Annotated in this window: 20 protein-coding genes and 1 riboswitch; of the genes, 9 read left to right on the forward strand and 11 right to left on the reverse strand. The window is 60.6% G+C overall.

The features are described from left to right. Positions 1-3 precede the first annotated feature (3 nt). Positions 4-1,002 (forward strand): class I SAM-dependent methyltransferase, encoded by a 999-nt coding sequence (locus tag ACSPX5_RS18715; RefSeq protein WP_207867274.1) that lies wholly within the window; start codon positions 4-6, stop codon positions 1,000-1,002. A gap of 39 nt (positions 1,003-1,041) precedes the next feature. Continuing rightward, positions 1,042-1,166: riboswitch (yybP-ykoY riboswitch) on the forward strand. 87 nt (positions 1,167-1,253) lie between these two features. After that, on the forward strand, positions 1,254-1,838 hold the full coding sequence (locus ACSPX5_RS18720) for a TMEM165/GDT1 family protein (RefSeq protein WP_096822781.1): 585 nt from the start codon (positions 1,254-1,256) through the stop codon (positions 1,836-1,838). Between the two features lie 45 nt (positions 1,839-1,883). Here ACSPX5_RS18720 and ACSPX5_RS18725 read toward each other — a convergent pair whose 3' ends face one another. Continuing rightward, complete coding sequence (locus tag ACSPX5_RS18725) at positions 1,884-2,702, reverse strand: M48 family metallopeptidase (RefSeq protein ID WP_439820065.1); 819 nt, start codon at positions 2,700-2,702, stop codon at positions 1,884-1,886. A gap of 264 nt (positions 2,703-2,966) precedes the next feature. Here ACSPX5_RS18725 and ACSPX5_RS18730 point away from each other — a divergent pair, with 264 nt between their 5' ends. Further along, positions 2,967-5,108 (forward strand): methyl-accepting chemotaxis protein, encoded by a 2,142-nt coding sequence (locus tag ACSPX5_RS18730; protein ID WP_207867272.1) that lies wholly within the window; start codon positions 2,967-2,969, stop codon positions 5,106-5,108. A gap of 4 nt (positions 5,109-5,112) precedes the next feature. On the opposite strand, the gene ACSPX5_RS18735 is transcribed toward ACSPX5_RS18730, so the two are convergent. Genes ACSPX5_RS18735 through ACSPX5_RS18745 form a run of 3 tightly spaced genes read right to left on the reverse strand, consistent with a single transcriptional unit; the run spans position 5,113 to position 6,225 of the window. Continuing rightward, positions 5,113-5,736, reverse strand: a complete 624-nt coding sequence (locus ACSPX5_RS18735; protein WP_207867271.1) for an SOS response-associated peptidase — start codon at positions 5,734-5,736, stop codon at positions 5,113-5,115. A 36-nt stretch (positions 5,737-5,772) separates the two neighbouring features. Next, the gene (locus tag ACSPX5_RS18740; RefSeq protein ID WP_085709319.1) at positions 5,773-6,033 is read right to left on the reverse strand and encodes a putative signal transducing protein; all 261 of its coding nucleotides are present in this window, start codon (positions 6,031-6,033) and stop codon (positions 5,773-5,775) included. 9 nt (positions 6,034-6,042) lie between these two features. Beyond that, entirely contained in the window at positions 6,043-6,225 is a 183-nt protein-coding gene (locus tag ACSPX5_RS18745) for a CPXCG motif-containing cysteine-rich protein (protein WP_096797159.1), read from the reverse strand. A gap of 139 nt (positions 6,226-6,364) precedes the next feature. On the opposite strand from ACSPX5_RS18745, the gene ACSPX5_RS18750 reads away from it, so the two are divergent. Next, positions 6,365-7,531, forward strand: coding sequence for a 1-acyl-sn-glycerol-3-phosphate acyltransferase (locus tag ACSPX5_RS18750; protein WP_169431884.1), 1,167 nt, complete (start codon positions 6,365-6,367; stop codon positions 7,529-7,531). A 49-nt stretch (positions 7,532-7,580) separates the two neighbouring features. On the opposite strand, the gene ACSPX5_RS18755 is transcribed toward ACSPX5_RS18750, so the two are convergent. Next, positions 7,581-7,859 (reverse strand): hypothetical protein, encoded by a 279-nt coding sequence (locus ACSPX5_RS18755; protein WP_169431885.1) that lies wholly within the window; start codon positions 7,857-7,859, stop codon positions 7,581-7,583. 193 nt (positions 7,860-8,052) lie between these two features. On the opposite strand from ACSPX5_RS18755, the gene ACSPX5_RS18760 reads away from it, so the two are divergent. Next, complete coding sequence (locus ACSPX5_RS18760) at positions 8,053-8,259, forward strand: hypothetical protein (RefSeq protein ID WP_039766399.1); 207 nt, start codon at positions 8,053-8,055, stop codon at positions 8,257-8,259. A gap of 56 nt (positions 8,260-8,315) precedes the next feature. Here the strand turns inward: ACSPX5_RS18760 and ACSPX5_RS18765 are convergent, their stop codons facing one another. Then, the gene (locus ACSPX5_RS18765) at positions 8,316-8,900 is read right to left on the reverse strand and encodes a YajG family lipoprotein (protein ID WP_169431886.1); all 585 of its coding nucleotides are present in this window, start codon (positions 8,898-8,900) and stop codon (positions 8,316-8,318) included. 189 nt (positions 8,901-9,089) lie between these two features. On the opposite strand from ACSPX5_RS18765, the gene ACSPX5_RS18770 reads away from it, so the two are divergent. Together ACSPX5_RS18770 and mqo are read left to right on the forward strand one after the other, a co-directional pair. Continuing rightward, positions 9,090-9,323, forward strand: coding sequence for a hypothetical protein (locus tag ACSPX5_RS18770; protein ID WP_039766297.1), 234 nt, complete (start codon positions 9,090-9,092; stop codon positions 9,321-9,323). A gap of 736 nt (positions 9,324-10,059) precedes the next feature. Beyond that, positions 10,060-11,568: a malate dehydrogenase (quinone) gene (gene mqo, locus ACSPX5_RS18775; RefSeq protein WP_169431887.1), complete on the forward strand. Its 1,509-nt coding sequence runs from the start codon at positions 10,060-10,062 to the stop codon at positions 11,566-11,568. A 75-nt stretch (positions 11,569-11,643) separates the two neighbouring features. Here the strand turns inward: mqo and ACSPX5_RS18780 are convergent, their stop codons facing one another. From ACSPX5_RS18780 to ACSPX5_RS18790, 3 genes are all read right to left on the reverse strand, one after another. Further along, a complete protein-coding gene (locus ACSPX5_RS18780; RefSeq protein WP_169431888.1) occupies positions 11,644-11,931 on the reverse strand; it encodes a PA4642 family protein in 288 nt (95 codons plus the stop codon). A gap of 63 nt (positions 11,932-11,994) precedes the next feature. Further along, on the reverse strand, positions 11,995-12,474 hold the full coding sequence (locus ACSPX5_RS18785) for a hypothetical protein (protein WP_207867269.1): 480 nt from the start codon (positions 12,472-12,474) through the stop codon (positions 11,995-11,997). Positions 12,475-12,561: 87 nt separating this feature from the next. Then, entirely contained in the window at positions 12,562-13,119 is a 558-nt protein-coding gene (locus ACSPX5_RS18790; RefSeq protein WP_085709312.1) for a hypoxanthine-guanine phosphoribosyltransferase, read from the reverse strand. A 165-nt stretch (positions 13,120-13,284) separates the two neighbouring features. On the opposite strand from ACSPX5_RS18790, the gene upp reads away from it, so the two are divergent. Both upp and ACSPX5_RS18800 read left to right on the forward strand, forming a co-directional pair. Next, complete coding sequence (gene upp / locus ACSPX5_RS18795) at positions 13,285-13,923, forward strand: uracil phosphoribosyltransferase (RefSeq protein ID WP_007951682.1); 639 nt, start codon at positions 13,285-13,287, stop codon at positions 13,921-13,923. A gap of 2 nt (positions 13,924-13,925) precedes the next feature. Continuing rightward, a complete protein-coding gene (locus tag ACSPX5_RS18800; RefSeq protein WP_169431890.1) occupies positions 13,926-15,200 on the forward strand; it encodes a uracil-xanthine permease family protein in 1,275 nt (424 codons plus the stop codon). Positions 15,201-15,297: 97 nt separating this feature from the next. Here the strand turns inward: ACSPX5_RS18800 and hemH are convergent, their stop codons facing one another. After that, positions 15,298-16,323 carry a ferrochelatase gene (hemH, locus tag ACSPX5_RS18805; RefSeq protein WP_439820066.1) on the reverse strand — a complete coding sequence of 342 codons (1,026 nt, stop codon included), beginning with the start codon at positions 16,321-16,323 and terminating at the stop codon, positions 15,298-15,300. Positions 16,324-16,336: 13 nt separating this feature from the next. Continuing rightward, positions 16,337-17,239: a TIGR01777 family oxidoreductase gene (locus ACSPX5_RS18810; RefSeq protein WP_169431892.1), complete on the reverse strand. Its 903-nt coding sequence runs from the start codon at positions 17,237-17,239 to the stop codon at positions 16,337-16,339. Positions 17,240-17,422: the final 183 nt, after the last annotated feature.

Genomic DNA, 17,422 nt, shown 5'->3' on the forward strand with positions numbered 1-17,422 from the left:
GTTATGGATCCGCGCAGTGAAGTACTGCTTCGTCAGGTCGAGTTATTCCAAGGCTCGCTGTTGTTGGCCGGTCTGCCGGCCGATGACTTGCTCGGGCGCCTGCCCGACGCCTTCGGCTGGTGCTGGCATGCGGGTGACCAGGCGGCGCTCGACGCGCGCTTCGAAGGTCGCAGCCATTTCGGCGTGAATGTGCCGGAGCGCGCATTCGACAGCGCCGTGGTGTTCCTGCCCAAGTCCAAGGATTTGACCGACTACGTCCTCAATGCCGTGGCTTCACGTCTGGCCGGGCGTGAGGTGTTTCTGGTCGGGGAAAAGCGCAGCGGCATCGAAGGCGCGTCCAAGCAACTCAACCCGTTCGGCAAGCCGCGCAAACTCGACAGCGCACGCCATTGCCAACTGTGGCAAGTGACGGTGGCCAACGCTCCAGAAGCCAAATCCCTGGAAAGCCTGGCCCAGACTTATGAGCTGCCACTGGCCGAGGGACCGCTGAAAGTCATCAGCCTGCCGGGCGTCTTCAGCCATGGCCGACTGGATCGCGGCAGTGCCTTGCTGCTGGAACACCTGGACAAACTGCCGAGCGGTCACCTGTTGGACTTCGGTTGCGGTGCCGGGGTGCTCGGTGCGGCGGTCAAGCGTCGTTACCCGCACAATCAGGTCACGTTGCTCGACGTTGATGCCTTCGCTGCCGCCAGCAGCCGGTTGACCCTGGCGGCCAACGGTCTGGAAGCCGAGGTGCTGACCGGTGACGGCATCGATGCCGCGCCGATGGGCCTGAATGCGATTCTGAGCAACCCGCCGTTCCATGTCGGCGTTCACACCGACTATTTCGCGACCGAGAACTTGCTGCGAAAAGCAGCGAAACATCTGAAAAACGGCGGCGAACTGCGGCTGGTGGCGAACAGCTTCCTGAAGTATCAACCGCTGATCGAAGAACATCTTGGCGTGTGTGCGATCAAGGCTGAAGGCAATGGTTTCCGGATTTACCGGGCCAAGCGCGGCTGAAAATTAGCACTTGCCGAATGGATTCTGCCTAGGCAGAATCCGCTCCGTCCTAGGGGAGTAGTCTCCCACGAGCGCCATGCTCGTCCGGCATACGTCAACATACTTGATCCTCAGATCATGGCGTATGCGACCCAAGCGTCCGCAGCAGACGGATCGCAGGGTTTGACAAGACCTATGACACGCACACCTTACCCGGGGCGGGAAGGCTGTACGTGTCATAGCCGTGTCGACCCGCCCCTTAGGAAATCCTGATGCTGGACTCGTTACTCGTTCCCACCGCAATCGTTGCCCTGGCCGAAATCGGCGACAAGACGCAACTGCTCGCGCTGATTCTCGCCGCTCGCTTTCGCAAACCCTGGCCGATCATTGCCGGCATCGTCGCTGCGACCCTGGCCAACCACGCGGCAGCCGGTGCGGTAGGTGCCTGGTTCGGCAGTTTCTTCTCCGATGCTGTCCTGCACTGGATTCTCGCCGCAAGCTTCACCGCCACCGCCCTGTGGACGCTGGTGCCGGACAAGATGGACGACGACGAAGCCAGCACCGCCCGCAAGTTCGGGCCGTTCCTGACCACCCTGATCGCCTTCTTCCTCGCGGAAATCGGTGACAAGACCCAGATCGCCACCGTGATGCTGGCTGCGCAATACCCGGAACTGTGGCTGGTGATCATCGGCACCACGCTCGGCATGTTGATTGCCAACGTACCGGTGGTTCTGGCGGGTAACTTTGCCGCAGACAAATTGCCATTGACCCTGATCCGTCGCCTCGCGGCTTCGGCGTTCATGATTCTGGCAATCGTCGCGGTGTACAAGGCGATGCAGAGCAGCGGCTGGGTCTGATCCGGCAGACCGCTCCCATACTCAGTGTGGGAGCGGTCATTTGTTTCAGGACTTGGGCGCTTTTTCGTAGAGCGGCATGACCTTCGGAATCGCCGCCTGCAAGGCAGCCGTGCGACTGCTGGAGGACGGGTGAGTGCTCATGAACTCCGGCGGTGCACCTTCGGACGCCTTGCTCATCTTGTTCCACAGGGTGATCGCGGCGTTCGGGTTGTAGCCGGCGCGGGCAGCCAATTCCAGGCCGATCAGGTCGGCTTCGTTCTCATTGGCGCGGCTGTTGGGCAGTGTCATGCCGTAGTTGGCCACGGTATCGGCCAGCGCCAGGCTGTCCTGACCCAGACCGAGCAACGCGCCGGCGCCCTGCTTGGCCATTTCGATGCCATAGGCCTTGGACATCGCTTCACGACCGTGCTCGCGCAGGGCGTGGGCGATTTCATGGCCCATGACCGCAGCGATTTCATCGTCGGTCAGTTTCAGGCTGTCGATCAGCCCGGTGTAGAAAATGATCTTGCCGCCAGGACCGCAGTTGGCGTTGAGCTCGTCACTCTTGATCAGATTCACTTCCCACTGCCATTGCGCCGCATCCGGACGGAAGTTCGGCGCCTGGGCGATCAAGCGGTTGGCAATCGCCTGAACCCGCCTGGCTTCGTTGCTGGTCTTGTCCAGCACACCTTTGCTGGACGCCTCGCCAACGGTCTTCTGATAGGACTGGGCATACATCTGGTCGACCTCTTGCGAGGACAGCATGCTGAACATGTACTGCTTGCGCTCCACACCCACGGCACCGCCGCTGGTGGTGTTGACCGACTGACAACCGGCCAGCAACAGCGCTGCGCTCAGTGCACTTACAACCAATGTCTTGTTCATTCAAAAGCTCCCTGAAAACCTGCCGCGTATCCTAGGCGGGTAATTGTATCGACGCCAGATACAACGGACGTGTTGCACCTGTTTTCAGAAGACGCCCGCCAGTCCTGCAGGAAAAAATTCACATTCTTCGGCAAGCCTGCTGCAGCAGCGTCGCACACTGATCCATTTGCGACATCCGGCCCTGATTGCACGCGTTTTGCCTCATGGCGCAATAGTGGCTGCCGATACAGCAGCGGCAGACGTCCTCTCGCGTGCGGAGCTCCCATGAAGTTCAAGTCGATCCAGTTTTCCGTGGCCGCCCTGGCCGGCGCCATCGTACTCAGCGTGGTCGCCGCGCTGGTGCTGTATGCGCTGTTCTCCGGTGCCCGCACCCAGGAAATGGTCCAGCAACGGACCCAGGCCCAGTTCGAACAAGTCATCGAACAGCGCCTGACCTCGCTGGCGCAGACCCAGGTCAGCCAGATCCAGCGTGAACTGGAAGCGCCGCTGCTGATTGCCGGCGGACTGGTGCGCGTCAACGCCCTGCTCGGCACTCCGGGCACCGACGGCCAGCCACGACTGACCGTCAGCCGCGAGCAACTGATCAGCCTGATCAAGGAAAACGTCGAGAAGAACCCGAAGATTCTCGGCACTTACATCGGCTGGGAAAAAAATGCGCTGGATCACAATGACGCGGCCTATGTCGGTACCCAGGTTGTCGGCATCGACCCTGGCAACGGGCGCTTCCTGCCGTGGTGGTTTCGCAATGACGACGGCACCTTGGGCCTGGACAAACTGGTGGACGTTGACGACCAGAAGGTCCTGTCCACCGGCGTGCGCGCCAGCGAGTACTACCTGTGCTCGAAAGAAACCAGGAAATCCTGTGTGATCGATCCGGCCCCGTACAAGGTCGGCGACAAGATCGTCATGCTCGCCTCCTTCATTGAACCGATCATGCTCAACGGCACCTTCCAGGGCATCGTCGGCGCCGACCTGTCGGTGAACTTCATCCAGGAAATGCTGCTGGGCGCAAACCAGAAGCTCTACAGCGGCGCCGGGCAAATGGCCCTGATCGGCAGCAACGGCCGGATCGTTGCCTACACCCAGGACCCGAGCAAATTCGGCGAGAAGGTCAGCGACATTCTCGACGCCCAACAGATTGCCAACATGGCCAATCTCAAGCGCGGCGAAGTGACTTACACCATCAATAAAGAGCAAGGCCGGATCGAGTTGTACCTGCCGTTCGGCATCGGTCAGACCGACGCGCGCTGGACACTGATGCTGCAACTGCCACTGAACGCGGTGATGGCCGATCTGCAAAAGCTGCAAGGCGACCTCGACGCCCAGCGCAAATCCGACACTTTCGGCATGGCCATGGTCGGCCTGATCATTGCCGGCCTCGGCCTGCTGGTGATCTGGCTGGTGGGCCACGGCATCGCCCGTCCGCTGAAGCAAATGGTCACCATGCTCGACGACATTGCCCAGGGCGAGGGCGACCTGACCCGTCGCCTGACCAGTGATCGCAACGACGAACTCGGCTCCATCGCCAAAGGCTTCAATACCTTCCTCGCGAAATTGCAGGGGATGATCACGCAGGTGGTAGCGTCGGTACAGAGCGTCAGCGATTCCTCGGAGCACACCGCGGACATCGCGATCCGGACCAATATCGGCATTCAGAAACAGATGGCCGAGATCGATCAGGTGGCCACCGCCGTGCAGGAAATGACCGCCACCGCCCAGGACGTCGCGCGCAACGCGACCCAGGCGGCACAAGCCGCCAGCCATGCCGATCAGGCGGCCAGTCAGGGCATGCAGATCGTGCGTGACACCTCCAACTCGATTGGCGTGCTGGCCGTGGAAATCGGCAAGGCCGTGGACGTGGTGCAGACGCTGGCCAAGGACAGCGAGAACATCAACGCGATCCTCATCGCCATTCGCGGGATCGCCGAGCAGACCAACCTGCTGGCCCTCAACGCCGCCATCGAAGCAGCACGTGCCGGTGAACAGGGTCGCGGGTTTGCCGTGGTGGCCGACGAGGTGCGCAACCTGGCGCAGAAGACCCAGAAAGCCACCGAAGAAATCCAGAGCATGATCCAGCAACTGCAGCAGGGCACCCGGGATGTGGTGCGGGTCATGGAAGACAGCCAGAACCGCACCGACGAAAGCGTGCAGCACGCGGCCAAGGCCGCCGAAGCGCTGGAGACCATCACCCAGGCGGTGTCGGTGATCAACGACATGAACACCCAGATCGCCAGCGCCGCCGAGGAACAGAGCGCAGTGGCCGACGACATCAACCGCAACGTGATCAACATCGGTCAGGTGGCGAACGAGGTGGCCGGTGGTGCAGATGAATCGAGTTCGGCGAGTGCGGACCTGACCAAACTGGCGGAGCAGCAGCGGCGGTTGATCAATCAGTTCAAGGTTTGACCGATCAGGCCGGAGTCAGACACTCCGGCCCGTTGAGCTTCGGATCATTGACCAGGTTCGCCAGCACCCGCTCACGCAAGGCGGCGGGTTCGCTGGCGAGCAGGCCTTGCAGGACGTGCAGCGGCGTTTCCGGATCGAGCCATGCCGCCTGCCCCGCCTCGTCGAGAATCAACGGCCGGCGCTGACTGGCCGCCGACTGAGTGATCACCGCCGTGCTCAGCCACACCTGTTCCTGCACCGGATACGCCTCCCAGATCGCCGCAAAAAACAGCGAAGAACCTTCCCCCGGCGTCAACCAGTACGGGTGCTTGCGCACATTTCCGCGCCATTCGTAAAACCCGTTGGCCGGCAGCAGGCAACGGCGCAGGCGCAGGGCTTCGCGGAACATTGGCTGTTCGGCAACGGTTTCGGCCCGGGCATGGGCCGGGGTACGCGACAGATCAGTCAGCCACGGCGGCGTCAGGCCCCAGCGGGCACGGGCCAGGGTGCGCTGGCCATCAGGTTCGGCGCGCAGCATCAACACCGAATCGTTGGGGGAAATGTTCCACTGCGCCTGCTGATCAGCGGGAAAACCTGGCAGCGCCGCGAAGTCGCGGTTCCAGCGAAACAGGGCATAACGTCCACACATGGGGCAGCACGACTCAAGAAAAAAACGAACGTCAGCCTAACAGACCAGCGTACCGGGGAAGCTCTCCGGTTCATCGCCGGGCAGCGGCAGCGCGGCATTGTACGCGCTGATCAGCTCGCGGGCGTATTCGGCCTGATCGTTCTCGACCGAAAGCCCCAGCAGGCCGAAGATCGGCAACTCGCCCGTGCCGCCGAGCAGATCACGCCCCACCAGATGCGCCTCGATGCCTTCGCTGGCGAGCATGCCCTTGAGCATTTCGCCTTCCATCAGGTTTTCCGGCTCGTAGATTCGCTGCATGGGCGCACCTCACTCGTTTTCGCTGAAGACTTCCAGAAACCAATCCTCTCCATGGACCTGCAGTACGAACGTAATGGGTCGGCAACACACCTGACAGTCTTCGATATAGGTCTGATCGCCCGCCGACAGATCCACGGTCGTCTCGACTTCCTCCCCACAGTACGGACATTCATACAGTGCGCTTTCCAGCATCGCGGTCTCCCGGGTGACTTGTGCGTATAATCGCCGGTCTATTTGCAGGGCTATTTTTGTCTGGCTACTTTTTCAGACCGTGCCCCGTTGGTTTTCGATCCAAACCTTTACTTACCCTAGCCGTTTCCAACAAGAGAGCATGATGGGCGAATTCGATGCCATCCGACCTTACGACGACAGCGAAGTACCTGCGGTACTGGCAAGACTGCTCGGCGACAAGGCGTTTCTAGATATCCTCACCCACTTCCGCTTCCCGCGTTTCGCCGGTGCCTTCGGCTGGATGCTCAAACCACTTATAGCCCATCGGCTGCGTCGTGAGTTCGCCGACGTGACCTCCGTGGCCACTTTGCAGGACAAGGTCGAGTTCTACGTCGACCACACCATCGAGCGCGCCACCGATGGCGTGACCTACACCGGTGTCGAGCAATTCAAGTCCGGCAGCGCCTATCTGTTCATCGCCAACCACCGCGACATCGTGATGGACCCGGCCTTCGTCAACTACGCCGTGTACCACGCCGGCCTGCCGACCCCGCGCATTGCGATTGGCGACAACCTGCTGCAAAAGCCGTTCGTCAGCGACCTGATGCGTTTGAACAAGAGCTTTATCGTTCACCGTTCGATCACCGGACGCCGCGAGAAGATGGCCGCCTATCAACTGCTGTCGGCCTACATCAACCACTCGATCCGCAACGATTGCGCCTCGATCTGGATCGCCCAGGCCGAAGGCCGCGCGAAGGACGGCGACGACCGTACCGAATCGGCGATTCTCAAGATGTTCCACATGAGCCGCAAGGACGAGCCGTTCGGCGAGGTCATCCAGTCGCTGAACCTGACGCCGGTGTCGATCAGCTACGAATACGACCCGTGCGACCAGGCCAAGGCCCGCGAGCTGTACATCCGCGCCACCACTGGCACCTACAGCAAGGCGCCGGGCGAGGATGACGTGAGCATCGCCAAGGGCATCACCGGCTACAAGGGCCGGGTGCACGTGAACTTCGCCGCGCCGATCACCGAGCTGTTCGAGGACACCAAGCAATTGGCGGTCGAGATGGACAAGCAGATTCTCGGCGGCTACCGGTTGTTCCCGGTGCATTACCTGGCGTACGCGCAGTGGGCCGATGCCGATCCGCAATTGAACGTGCCAAAGGCTGCCGACGTGTTCGGCGCCGAGGAACTGGCCAAGGCCCAGAAGGAATGGCAAAGCCGTCTGGACGCCTGCCCGGAGGAGCACCGCCCGTATCTGGTGCTGCAATATGCGACGCCGGTGCGCAATCAGTACCGGGTCAAGGCTGGTTTGCCGCTGTAAGCGGTTTCGGCCGGATACAAGAACGGCGCCTTCGGGCGCCGTTCTTCGTTCAGTAGCGGGTGCTGATCCAGGAAATCAGCAACGCCAGCCCCAGACAGGCAAAACCGAAACGATAGAAAAACCGGTTCATGCGCAGGGTTGCCCAGTCCAGCACCGGCTCTTGGTCGGGCTGACTCTGACGCTGGGCCGCGATGCTGGCCATCGCCCGTTGTTCACGCCGACGGGTCGCGTGTAGCAGCCAACTGCCCGGGAAGGCCAGCAGCAGGGCCAGCAGGTTGATCAGTTTGGCGGGATGGGCGGTAAACAGCGTCATCAAGTGCAGCGACATCACAGACCTCAATCTAGACCGGTATGGCGAACGCCAGACCGACGACCGCGGCGCGGATTCTACCGAAACCCTCCCCGACTGCCCTACCCTTTGCGACAAATAACGCATCAATCGACCGATGGCTGTCCTGTGTCACGGCATCGTCATTTTTTTCGGCCACCCTGCGCGCCTCGAAACGTAAACGGAATGCGACATGCTTCACGCTGAAAACCAGGATCGCCTGTATCTCATCTCCCCGTCCGACGAACAACAGACCCTCGTCGGCAGCCTGGCCTTCAATGTTCAGGACCGTCACTGGCTGGTGTATTGCGCCCTCGGCGGGCACCAGCATGCGGACTTGCCCGAGACCGACCTGCTGACCGGCGTCAGCGTCCTCGACTTCTATTCGCAAGCTGCCTGAACGAAAAAGCCCGGAACCATCACTGGCCCCGGGCTTTTTCACATCAGGCGACTGCCTTATTCAGCGAGGATCTGACCCACGGTCGGATCCTTGAACAGACGGGTCAGCGCATCGCTCAGCACATCGCTGACCAGTTTGGTGTTGGTTTCCTGGTTCGGTGCCATGCCGAAACGCTGGTCCAGCGAGGCACCGTAACGACCGCTGTAACGACGGTTGGCGTTCTGCACGTCGGAGCGGAAGGTCGCGCCGATGGTGGCCTCGGTCACGTACATGCCTTCTTTCGGCGACTGGTATTTCAGTTCAGTCAGGGTCACGGTCAGTTGCGGTGCATTCATCGCGCCATTGGACGGGGTGAAGCCCAGCAGACGCACGGCCGCTTCGGCCTGGGCCTGCAACTTCGGCAGGATCTGCTCGCGCTGCACGGTGATGGCGCTGGTTTCCGGGTACAGGCCGCCACGGGTGCCGAGGGTTGGCGACGGACGACCGTCCACTACGCGGACCACGACAGGCTGGCCATGGCCGACCGGTGCCAGCTGAGTGGTCAGCTTCGGTTCCGGGCTCAGTTGTTGCGGGCTGTGGGCGCAGCCAACCAGGGTCAAACTGGTCACAGTGATCAAACCGAACAACAGGCGTTGCAACATGCTCTTCTCTCCAGAATCAGGCACAGACAGGCCCGCAGTATAGCGGTGGGCCACTGCGGGTCACCAGCACTGAAATCTCTGACAAACCCCGGTGCACGCGGTTCCTGTCACAGATTGTTCACCCCCCATACACGTTCGCGTCACGGCCTTCTGACAATCTTCCTCACAGACCCCAAAAGGAGCACTGCCATGCGCTATCTGATCTCGTTGTTCGCACCACGTCCGCTGCACCGCAGCTTCGCCCTGCTCGACCGCAACGGCCATTGCCAGGCTTTCAAGCAATGCAGCCTGCAGCCAATGGGTGACGGCTGGGTCGAAATCGAGGAAATCCGTCTCAACTGGTTGCACCAACCCCTGCCGGCCAGCGCCCGGGTCGAACAGCAGCGCCCTCGCGCACGCGCTCAGGCGATGTTGAGCATCTGACCGGATGCCTAATAAAAGTCATTAAACTCGACCAACTCCCCGCATTTCTTCGATACAATCTCCCCCCGATTATAAGGACGTCTCCTGATCGGGCCCCGCAACAGCGTCAATGCGCTTGCATTGGCATCCAAATCGCCCACAGAGAGCCGCCCACACAGATCGAGTGAAGCTGGCGTGCTTGCTGTTTCCCTGGCAAATCCCCGCTTTTCGCGAATCTGCAGAGCTGTCATGACGCTCGGTCACTGAGTTGTTTGCCCGTTTTGCCTGCCCATGTATCGCGTGGCGGCAAACCCTCCGGGCACGGTGCCAGGCCCGGACAGCCCTTTTTGAGGTTCACGTCTTCAAAAGAGCGTGAAAAAAACGGGTTTTCACAACTTCACAAGAGTGTGGCGAGCAAATGAATAGTTTTGCGTCTGAACATGCACCATTAGCGTCTGAAACAGCCCAACGACACAGGAACGGGTACGCCTCGAATACCGGAGCCTGAAGCCTGTCCGCTACGGATTTGGTTGCACAAACGGATGTCTCGACCATAAGTCGAATTGCCAGCCCCGCGCCGAAATGAGTTCATGTGACTCTAGAAGCCAGGCCGCACGCATCCGTCGAAGTTGCGAAAAATTGCGAAGATTCGGACATGGCAAACCTGGCCATGGGTACCTGGGGCGCCACTGACCTGCCCCGGACACCTGGCAGCCATGCCGACAATTTGGTGCTGCAGATTTTGGAGACGCGTTAAATGGCGCATAACGAAGCAGTCGACGTAGTTCTGGTTGGGGCCGGCATCATGAGTGCCACCCTTGCAGTGCTGCTCAAGGAACTCGACCCGGCGATCAAGCTGGAGGTCGTCGAACTGATGGATTCCGGTGCCGCGGAAAGTTCCAACCCGTGGAACAACGCCGGTACCGGCCACGCCGGCCTCTGCGAGCTGAACTACACGCCGCAGGCTGCCGACGGCACTGTCGACATCAAGAAAGCCGTGCACATCAACACCCAGTTCGAGGTGTCGAAGCAGTTCTGGTCGTACCTGACCAAAAAAGGCACGTTCGGCTCGTGCAAATCCTTCATCAGCCCGGTGCCGCACCTGAGCTACGTCGAAGGCGAAAAAGGCGTTTCATTCCTCAAGGAACGCTTCAACGTGCTGCACAAGCACCACGCCTTCGCCGACATGGAATACACCGAAGACAAGGCGAAGATGGCCGAGTGGATGCCGCTGATGATGCCGGGTCGTCCGAAAGACCAGGTGCTCGCCGCCACCCGCGTGATCAACGGCACCGACGTCAACTTCGGCGCGCTGACCAATCAGCTGCTCAAGCACCTGACCAGCGCCCCGGATGCCCAGGTCAAGTACTGCAAGCGCGTGACCGGCCTCAAGCGTAACGCCAACGGCTGGACCGTCAGCATCAAGGACGTCAACAGCGGCAGCAGCCGTGAAGTCGACGCCAAGTTCGTATTCCTCGGCGCCGGTGGCGCGGCCCTGCCGCTGCTGCAAGCCTCGGGCATCGAAGAGAGCAAAGGCTTCGGCGGCTTCCCGATCAGCGGCCAGTGGCTGCGTTGCGACAACCCGGAAGTGGTCAAGCATCACCAGGCCAAGGTTTACAGCCAGGCCGCCGTGGGTTCGCCACCGATGTCCGTGCCGCACCTGGACACTCGCGTGGTCGACGGCAAGAAATCCCTGCTGTTCGGGCCATACGCCGGTTTCACCACCAAGTTCCTCAAGCACGGCTCCTTCATGGACCTGCCGATGTCGGTTCGCGCCGGCAACATCGGCCCGATGCTGGCCGTGGCCAAGAACAACATGGACCTGACCAAGTACCTGGTCAGTGAAGTGATGCAGTCGATGGAGCAGCGTCTGGAATCCCTGCGCCGTTTCTACCCGCTGGCGAAAGCCGAAGACTGGCGCCTGGAAGTGGCCGGCCAACGGGTGCAGATCATCAAGAAAGACCCGAAGAAAGGCGGCATTCTGCAGTTCGGTACCGAACTGGTGGCGGCGAAGGACGGCTCCCTCGCCGCCCTGCTCGGCGCCTCGCCAGGTGCTTCGGTGACCGTTTCGATCATGCTGGAACTGATCGAGAAATGCTTCCCGGCCAAGGCCAAGGGTGAGTGGGCTGCCAAACTGGCGGAAATCTTCCCGGCCCGTGAAAAAGTCCTGGAAACCGACGCTGCGCTGTATCGCAAGATCAACACGCAGAACAACGTCGCGCTGGAACTGGTCGAAGCCAGTAACGAGACCGAAAGCTACGCCTGATTCGGCTCCATGAAAAACGCCCCGCACTCGATGAGTGCGGGGCGTTTTTTTATGCCTCGGAAAACTGCGCAGGTATCAGCCGCGCGCTTTCTCGATCAGCTCGATGTATTCCTGTGCGTTGCGTTGATCGCGGATCTGGTCGACGAAAGTCTTGCCGTGCTCGTCCTTGCCGTCCACGTCATAACCGGCTGCAACGAAGAACGTCAGGAAACGCTCGAAATCGTCGATGCGCAGGCCGCGGTAGGCCTTGACCAGTTTGTGCAGCGACGGCGAAGTGGCGTCGACGGGCTCAAAATCGAGAAACAGCTTGATCTGCTCATCGCCGATCTCGTCACCAATCACTTGTTTCTTATCTTTACGCATTGCCGACTCCAGCTCGCAGACATTTCACGGGGCGGGCAGTTTACCCCTGCCCGGGCACGGGGCTCAACGCGCACGCGTGCTGCCGGTGTGCAGATCGGCCCAGATGTGGCCGTTGGCGTAGCTGAGGAATTGCACGTACACGGTGTCATTGCGCAGCAGATCGATGATTACCCGGTATTGAGCCAGCGGATAGAACAGGGTCAGGGTCTTGCGCTGGTCGTCGTATACCGGTTTTTTCAGGCTTTTGCTTTCGCCATCGAAGCTGACCAGCACCTGATTGATCGTCGCGCCCTTGTTCAGAGGCTTGCCCTTGAGGCGGATCATCAATGGCGAGGTGACCGGAATCGGCTGCTGATTGGACTGACGCTGGGCACCGACCACCACCGAATAGTCGAGGACCTGCAACAGTTGTTGCTGCTCGGGTTCGGCATCGCGCAGGCTCAGGTCGTCGGGTGGCAGGAACTGACTGTGCATCGGCGCGGCGACCAGGGGCAGGCTGAGGGTCAGCAACAGGGCGGCGCAGCTGCGGATCAAGAGGCTCATGACAGGCTCCGGGGGGCGGGGCCAAGCACTTTAGCAGTCTTTAAAAGCAAAAGATCGCAGCCTGGGGCTGCGATCTTTCAGGGGTGCTTACATGCCTTTGACGGCGAAGATCCCGTTGGCGTTGCGCCAGTAGCCTTTGTAGTCCATGCCGTAACCAAAGATGTAACGGTCGACGCACGGCAGGCCGACGAAATCGGCTTTCAGGTCAGGACGGGCCTTGCGGTCGTGGTCCTTGTCGATCAGCACAGCGGTGTGTACGGCTCGGGCACCGGCGTGTTTGCAGAAGTCGATGATCGCGCCCAGGGTGTGACCTTCGTCGAGGATGTCGTCGATGATCAGCACGTCGCGGTCGATGAACGAGACTTCAGGTTTGGCTTTCCAGAACAGGTCGCCGCCGCTGGTTTCGTTGCGATAGCGGGTAGCGTGCAGGTAGGACGCTTCCAGCGGAAACTGCAGATGGGTCAGCAGTTTGCCGGAAAAAATCAGCCCGCCGTTCATCACACAGAACACCACCGGGTTGCTCTCGGCCAGTTGTTCGTTGATTTGTGCACCGACGCGGGCAATGGCAGCCTCGACTTCAGCTTCGGTGTACAGGCAGTCAGCCTCTCGCATGATTTGACGGATATGCTCGAGATCAGCGGACATGGCGCTCTCCAAGGGGGGTCTGTTTCGGAAAAGCGGGCAAAGGTACGCATCCCGCACGGCCGAATCAAGCATTTGTGGACTAACGTTCTGTATGTCCTATAGGACATCACCCTCGGATAGATTAATCTAGGCCGGTTTTTTTGCCCGCCGCCGGAGCCTTTCCCCATGTCCATCCAAGAGATCCGCCATCCGCTGATCCGTCACAAACTTGGCCTTATGCGCCGTGCAGACATCAGCACCAAGAATTTCCGTGAGCTCGCTCAGGAAGTCGGTGCCCTGTTGACCTATGAAGCTACAAAAGACCTGCCGCTGGAAACCTACGACATCGAAGGTTGGTGCGGCACCGTGTCGGTCGAGAAAATCGCCGGCAAGAAAATTACCGTCGTGCCGATCCTGCGTGCCGGCATCGGCATGCTCGAAGGCGTGCTGAGCCTGATACCGGGCGCCAAGGTCAGCGCCGTCGGCGTTGCCCGTAACGAAGAAACCCTGCAGGCCCACACCTATCTGGAAAAGCTGGTTCCGGAAATCGACGAACGTCTCGCCATGATCATCGACCCGATGCTCGCCACCGGCAGCTCCATGGTTGCAACCATCGACCTGCTGAAGAAGGCCGGCTGCAAGGACATACGCGCGATGGTGCTGGTGGCCGCGCCGGAAGGCATTGCCGCTGTCGAGAAAGCTCACCCGGACGTGATCATCTACACCGCGTCCATCGATCAGAAACTCAACGAGCACGGTTACATCATTCCTGGGCTTGGCGATGCCGGTGACAAGATCTTCGGCACCAAGCAGAAGGACGCGTAACCATGCAGCAAGAGTTCAACGATCCGCTCTGGCGCACGGTACTGTCCGGCGCACAGATGCTGTTCGTGGCTTTCGGCGCCCTGGTGCTGATGCCGCTGATCACGGGCCTTGACCCGAACGTGGCACTGTTTACCGCGGGTTTAGGCACGATTCTGTTCCAGATCGTCACCGGGCGTCAGGTGCCGGTGTTCCTGGCATCGAGCTTCGCCTTCATCACCCCGATCATTCTCGCCAAGGGCCAGTTCGGCCTCGCCGCGACCATGGGCGGCGTGATGGCGGCCGGTTTCGTCTACACCTTCCTTGGCCTGGCCGTGAAGATCAAAGGCACCGGCTTCATTGACCGTCTGCTGCCACCGGTAGTGATCGGTCCGGTGATCATCTCCATTGGCCTGGCCATGGCGCCGATTGCCGCGAACATGGCGATGGGCAAGGCTGGTGACGGTTCGGAGCTGATCCATTACCAGACCGCGATGATGATCTCGATGCCGGCGCTGCTGACCACGCTGATCGTGGCGGTGTTCGGCAAAGGCATTTTCCGCCTGGTGCCGATCATTTCCGGCGTGCTGGTGGGTTTCGCCATGTCCTTCTATTTCGGTGTCGTCGACACCGCGAAGATTGCGGCGGCCCCATGGTTTGCACTTCCTCATTTCACCGCGCCGGAGTTCAACTGGCAGGCGATCCTGTTCATCGTCCCGGTAGCTTTGGCCCCGGCGATCGAACACATCGGCGGCGTGATTGCGGTCGGCAGCGTGACCGGTCGCGACTACCTGAAGAAGCCGGGCCTGCATCGCACCCTGCTCGGTGACGGCATCGCCACCACGGCAGCCGGTCTGTTTGGCGGTCCGCCCAATACCACCTACGCCGAAGTGACTGGCGCGGTGATGCTGACCAAGAACTACAACCCGAAAATCATGACCTGGGCGGCGATCTTCGCCATCAGCCTGGCGTTCATCGGCAAGTTCGGCGCCCTGCTGCAGAGCATTCCGGTGCCGGTGATGGGCGGGATTCTGTGCCTGCTGTTCGGTTCGATCGCGGCGGTGGGGATGAACACCCTGATCCGTCACAAGATCGATCTGGGCGAAGCACGCAATCTGGTGATCGTTTCGGTGACCCTGGTGTTCGGTATCGGCGGTGTGCTGGTCGGCACCGGCACAGGTCCGGATGACTTCGGCCTCAAAGGCATCGCGCTGTGCGCGGTGGTGGCGATTGCGCTGAACCTGATCCTGCCGGGCAACGACAGCTGGAAACACAAGAAGGCGGATGAGCCGCTGATCTAAGACTTAGCTTCATCGCCTGAAAGACCGCTATCGCCAGCAGGCTGGCTCCCACATTGGAATGCGCTTTCCTGTGGGATCCAGCCTGCTGGCGATGCTTTTAGAGGGCCAGTGGCGCCCGTTCACACAGCGTTGCCAACGCCTTCGCCCATTGCGGGTCATCGTTCAGGCACGGCACCAGCACCAACTCCTCCCCTCCCGCCTCGCGGAACTGTTCCTTGCCGCGATCGCCGATCTCTTCAAGGGTCTCGATGCAATCGGCGACAAACGCCGGGCACATCACCAGAATCTTCTTCACGCCGCTTTTGGCCAGTTCATCCAACCGCGCTTCAGTGTAGGGCTCGATCCATTTCGCCCGGCCCAGCCGCGACTGAAACGACACCGACCACTTGCCGTCCGGCAACCCCATGCGTTGCGCGAACAGCGCCGCCGTACGCAGGCACTGGGCGCGATAACAGGTGGCCAATACGGCAGCCGAGGCGTTCCTGCAGCAATCTTCATTCTTGAAGCAATGATTGCCGGTCGGGTCGAGTTTGGTCAGGTGCCGCTCCGGCAAACCGTGGAAGCTCAGCAACAGGTGATCGTAATCCTGTTGCAAATGCGGTTTGGCGCTCGCCACCAGCGCGTTGAGGTATTCCGGCTGATCGTAGAACGGCTGCAACACCGACAGCTGCACATCGAGCTTCTTCTCGCGCAGCACCCGCTTGGCTTCTTCAATCACCGTAGTGGTGGTGCTGTCGGCGAACTGTGGATAAAGCGGCGCGAGGGTGATGCGTTTGTGCCCCGCCGCGACCAGCTTCAACAGGCTAGTTTCAATCGACGGCTCGCCGTAACGCATGGCCAGCTCAACCGGGCCGTGAGTCCACTGCGCCTTCATCTGCTGTTGCAGGCGACGGCTGAGCACCACCAGCGGCGAGCCTTCGTCCCACCAGATCGAAGCGTAGGCATGGGCCGACTGCTCCGGGCGCTTGATCAGGATCAGTGACACCAGCAGACGCCGCACCGGCCACGGCAGGTCGATCACATACGGGTCCATCAGAAATTGATTGAGGTAGCTGCGCACGTCGGCCACCGAAGTGGAGGCCGGCGAACCCAGGTTGACCAGAAGCAAGGCGTGATCGGTCATGCAACGTCCTATTTCAGAGGCGGCTGGAGAGATCGTCCAGGGCCGCGCGTAAATCCGTGAACCGGAAGGTGAATCCGGCTTCCAGCAAGCGTGCCGGCGTGGCCCGCTGACCACCCAGCAACAGCAATGACATCTCGCCGAGCACGACCTTAAGGGCCAGCGCCGGCATCGGCATGAACGCCGGGCGATGCAGCACGCGGCCCAGCGTCTTGGCAAATTCGCGATTGCGCACAGGTTTCGGCGCGCACGCATTATAAGGACCACTCGCCTGATCGCGGTGCAGAAGAAAATCAATCAGGGCGATTTGATCGTCGATATGAATCCACGACATCCACTGCCGACCATTGCCCAAAGGCCCACCCAGCCCGAGTTTGAACGGCAGCAACAGGCGCGACAAAAAACCGCCCTCGGCCGACAGCACCAGCCCGGTTCGTACCAGTACCACACGAATGTCCATCGCTTCGGCGCGCTGCGCGGTTTCCTCCCAGGCAATGCACAACTGGCTGGCGAAGTCATCGATCACCGGTGGCGATTGCTCGGTCAACTCACGCTCGCCGCCGTCACCGTACCAGCCCACCGCCGAACCGGAAATCAGCAGCGACGGTTTCTGTCCGCGGTTTTCCAGCCACGTCAGCAGCGTCTCGGTGAGCGTGATCCGGCTGCTCCACAGCAATGCCTTGCGTCGATGTGTCCACGGCCGATCGGCAATCGGCGCGCCGGCGAGGTTGACGATCACGTCCACGGCTTCGTCGCCAAGGTCCTCCAGACGCGCGATGCCACGCACTTGAGCGCCGCAGATTTTCGCGACCTTTTCCGCACGACGGCTCCACACGGTCAACCGGTGGCCCTGACCCGACCAGTGCCGGCAGAGCTGACGTCCGATCAATCCAGTACCGCCGGTCAGCAATATGTGCATGACGTCTTCCTCACGTGGCGTTTTACTTCAATCACTAGTCTATTTTTATAGGCAGGGATCTTTTCTATCGGACAAGCTCTATTGTTTAACAATAGGCCAAGCTGTCAGAACGAGAATGCTGGAAGTTATACCAAAAAACAAAATTGTACAGGTTTCATCCACGGCGTAGTCTGTACAGAAAGG

The organism is Pseudomonas sp. HLG18 (assembly GCF_051903985.1).
Classification (GTDB): Bacteria; Pseudomonadota; Gammaproteobacteria; order Pseudomonadales; family Pseudomonadaceae; genus Aquipseudomonas; species Aquipseudomonas fluorescens_BT.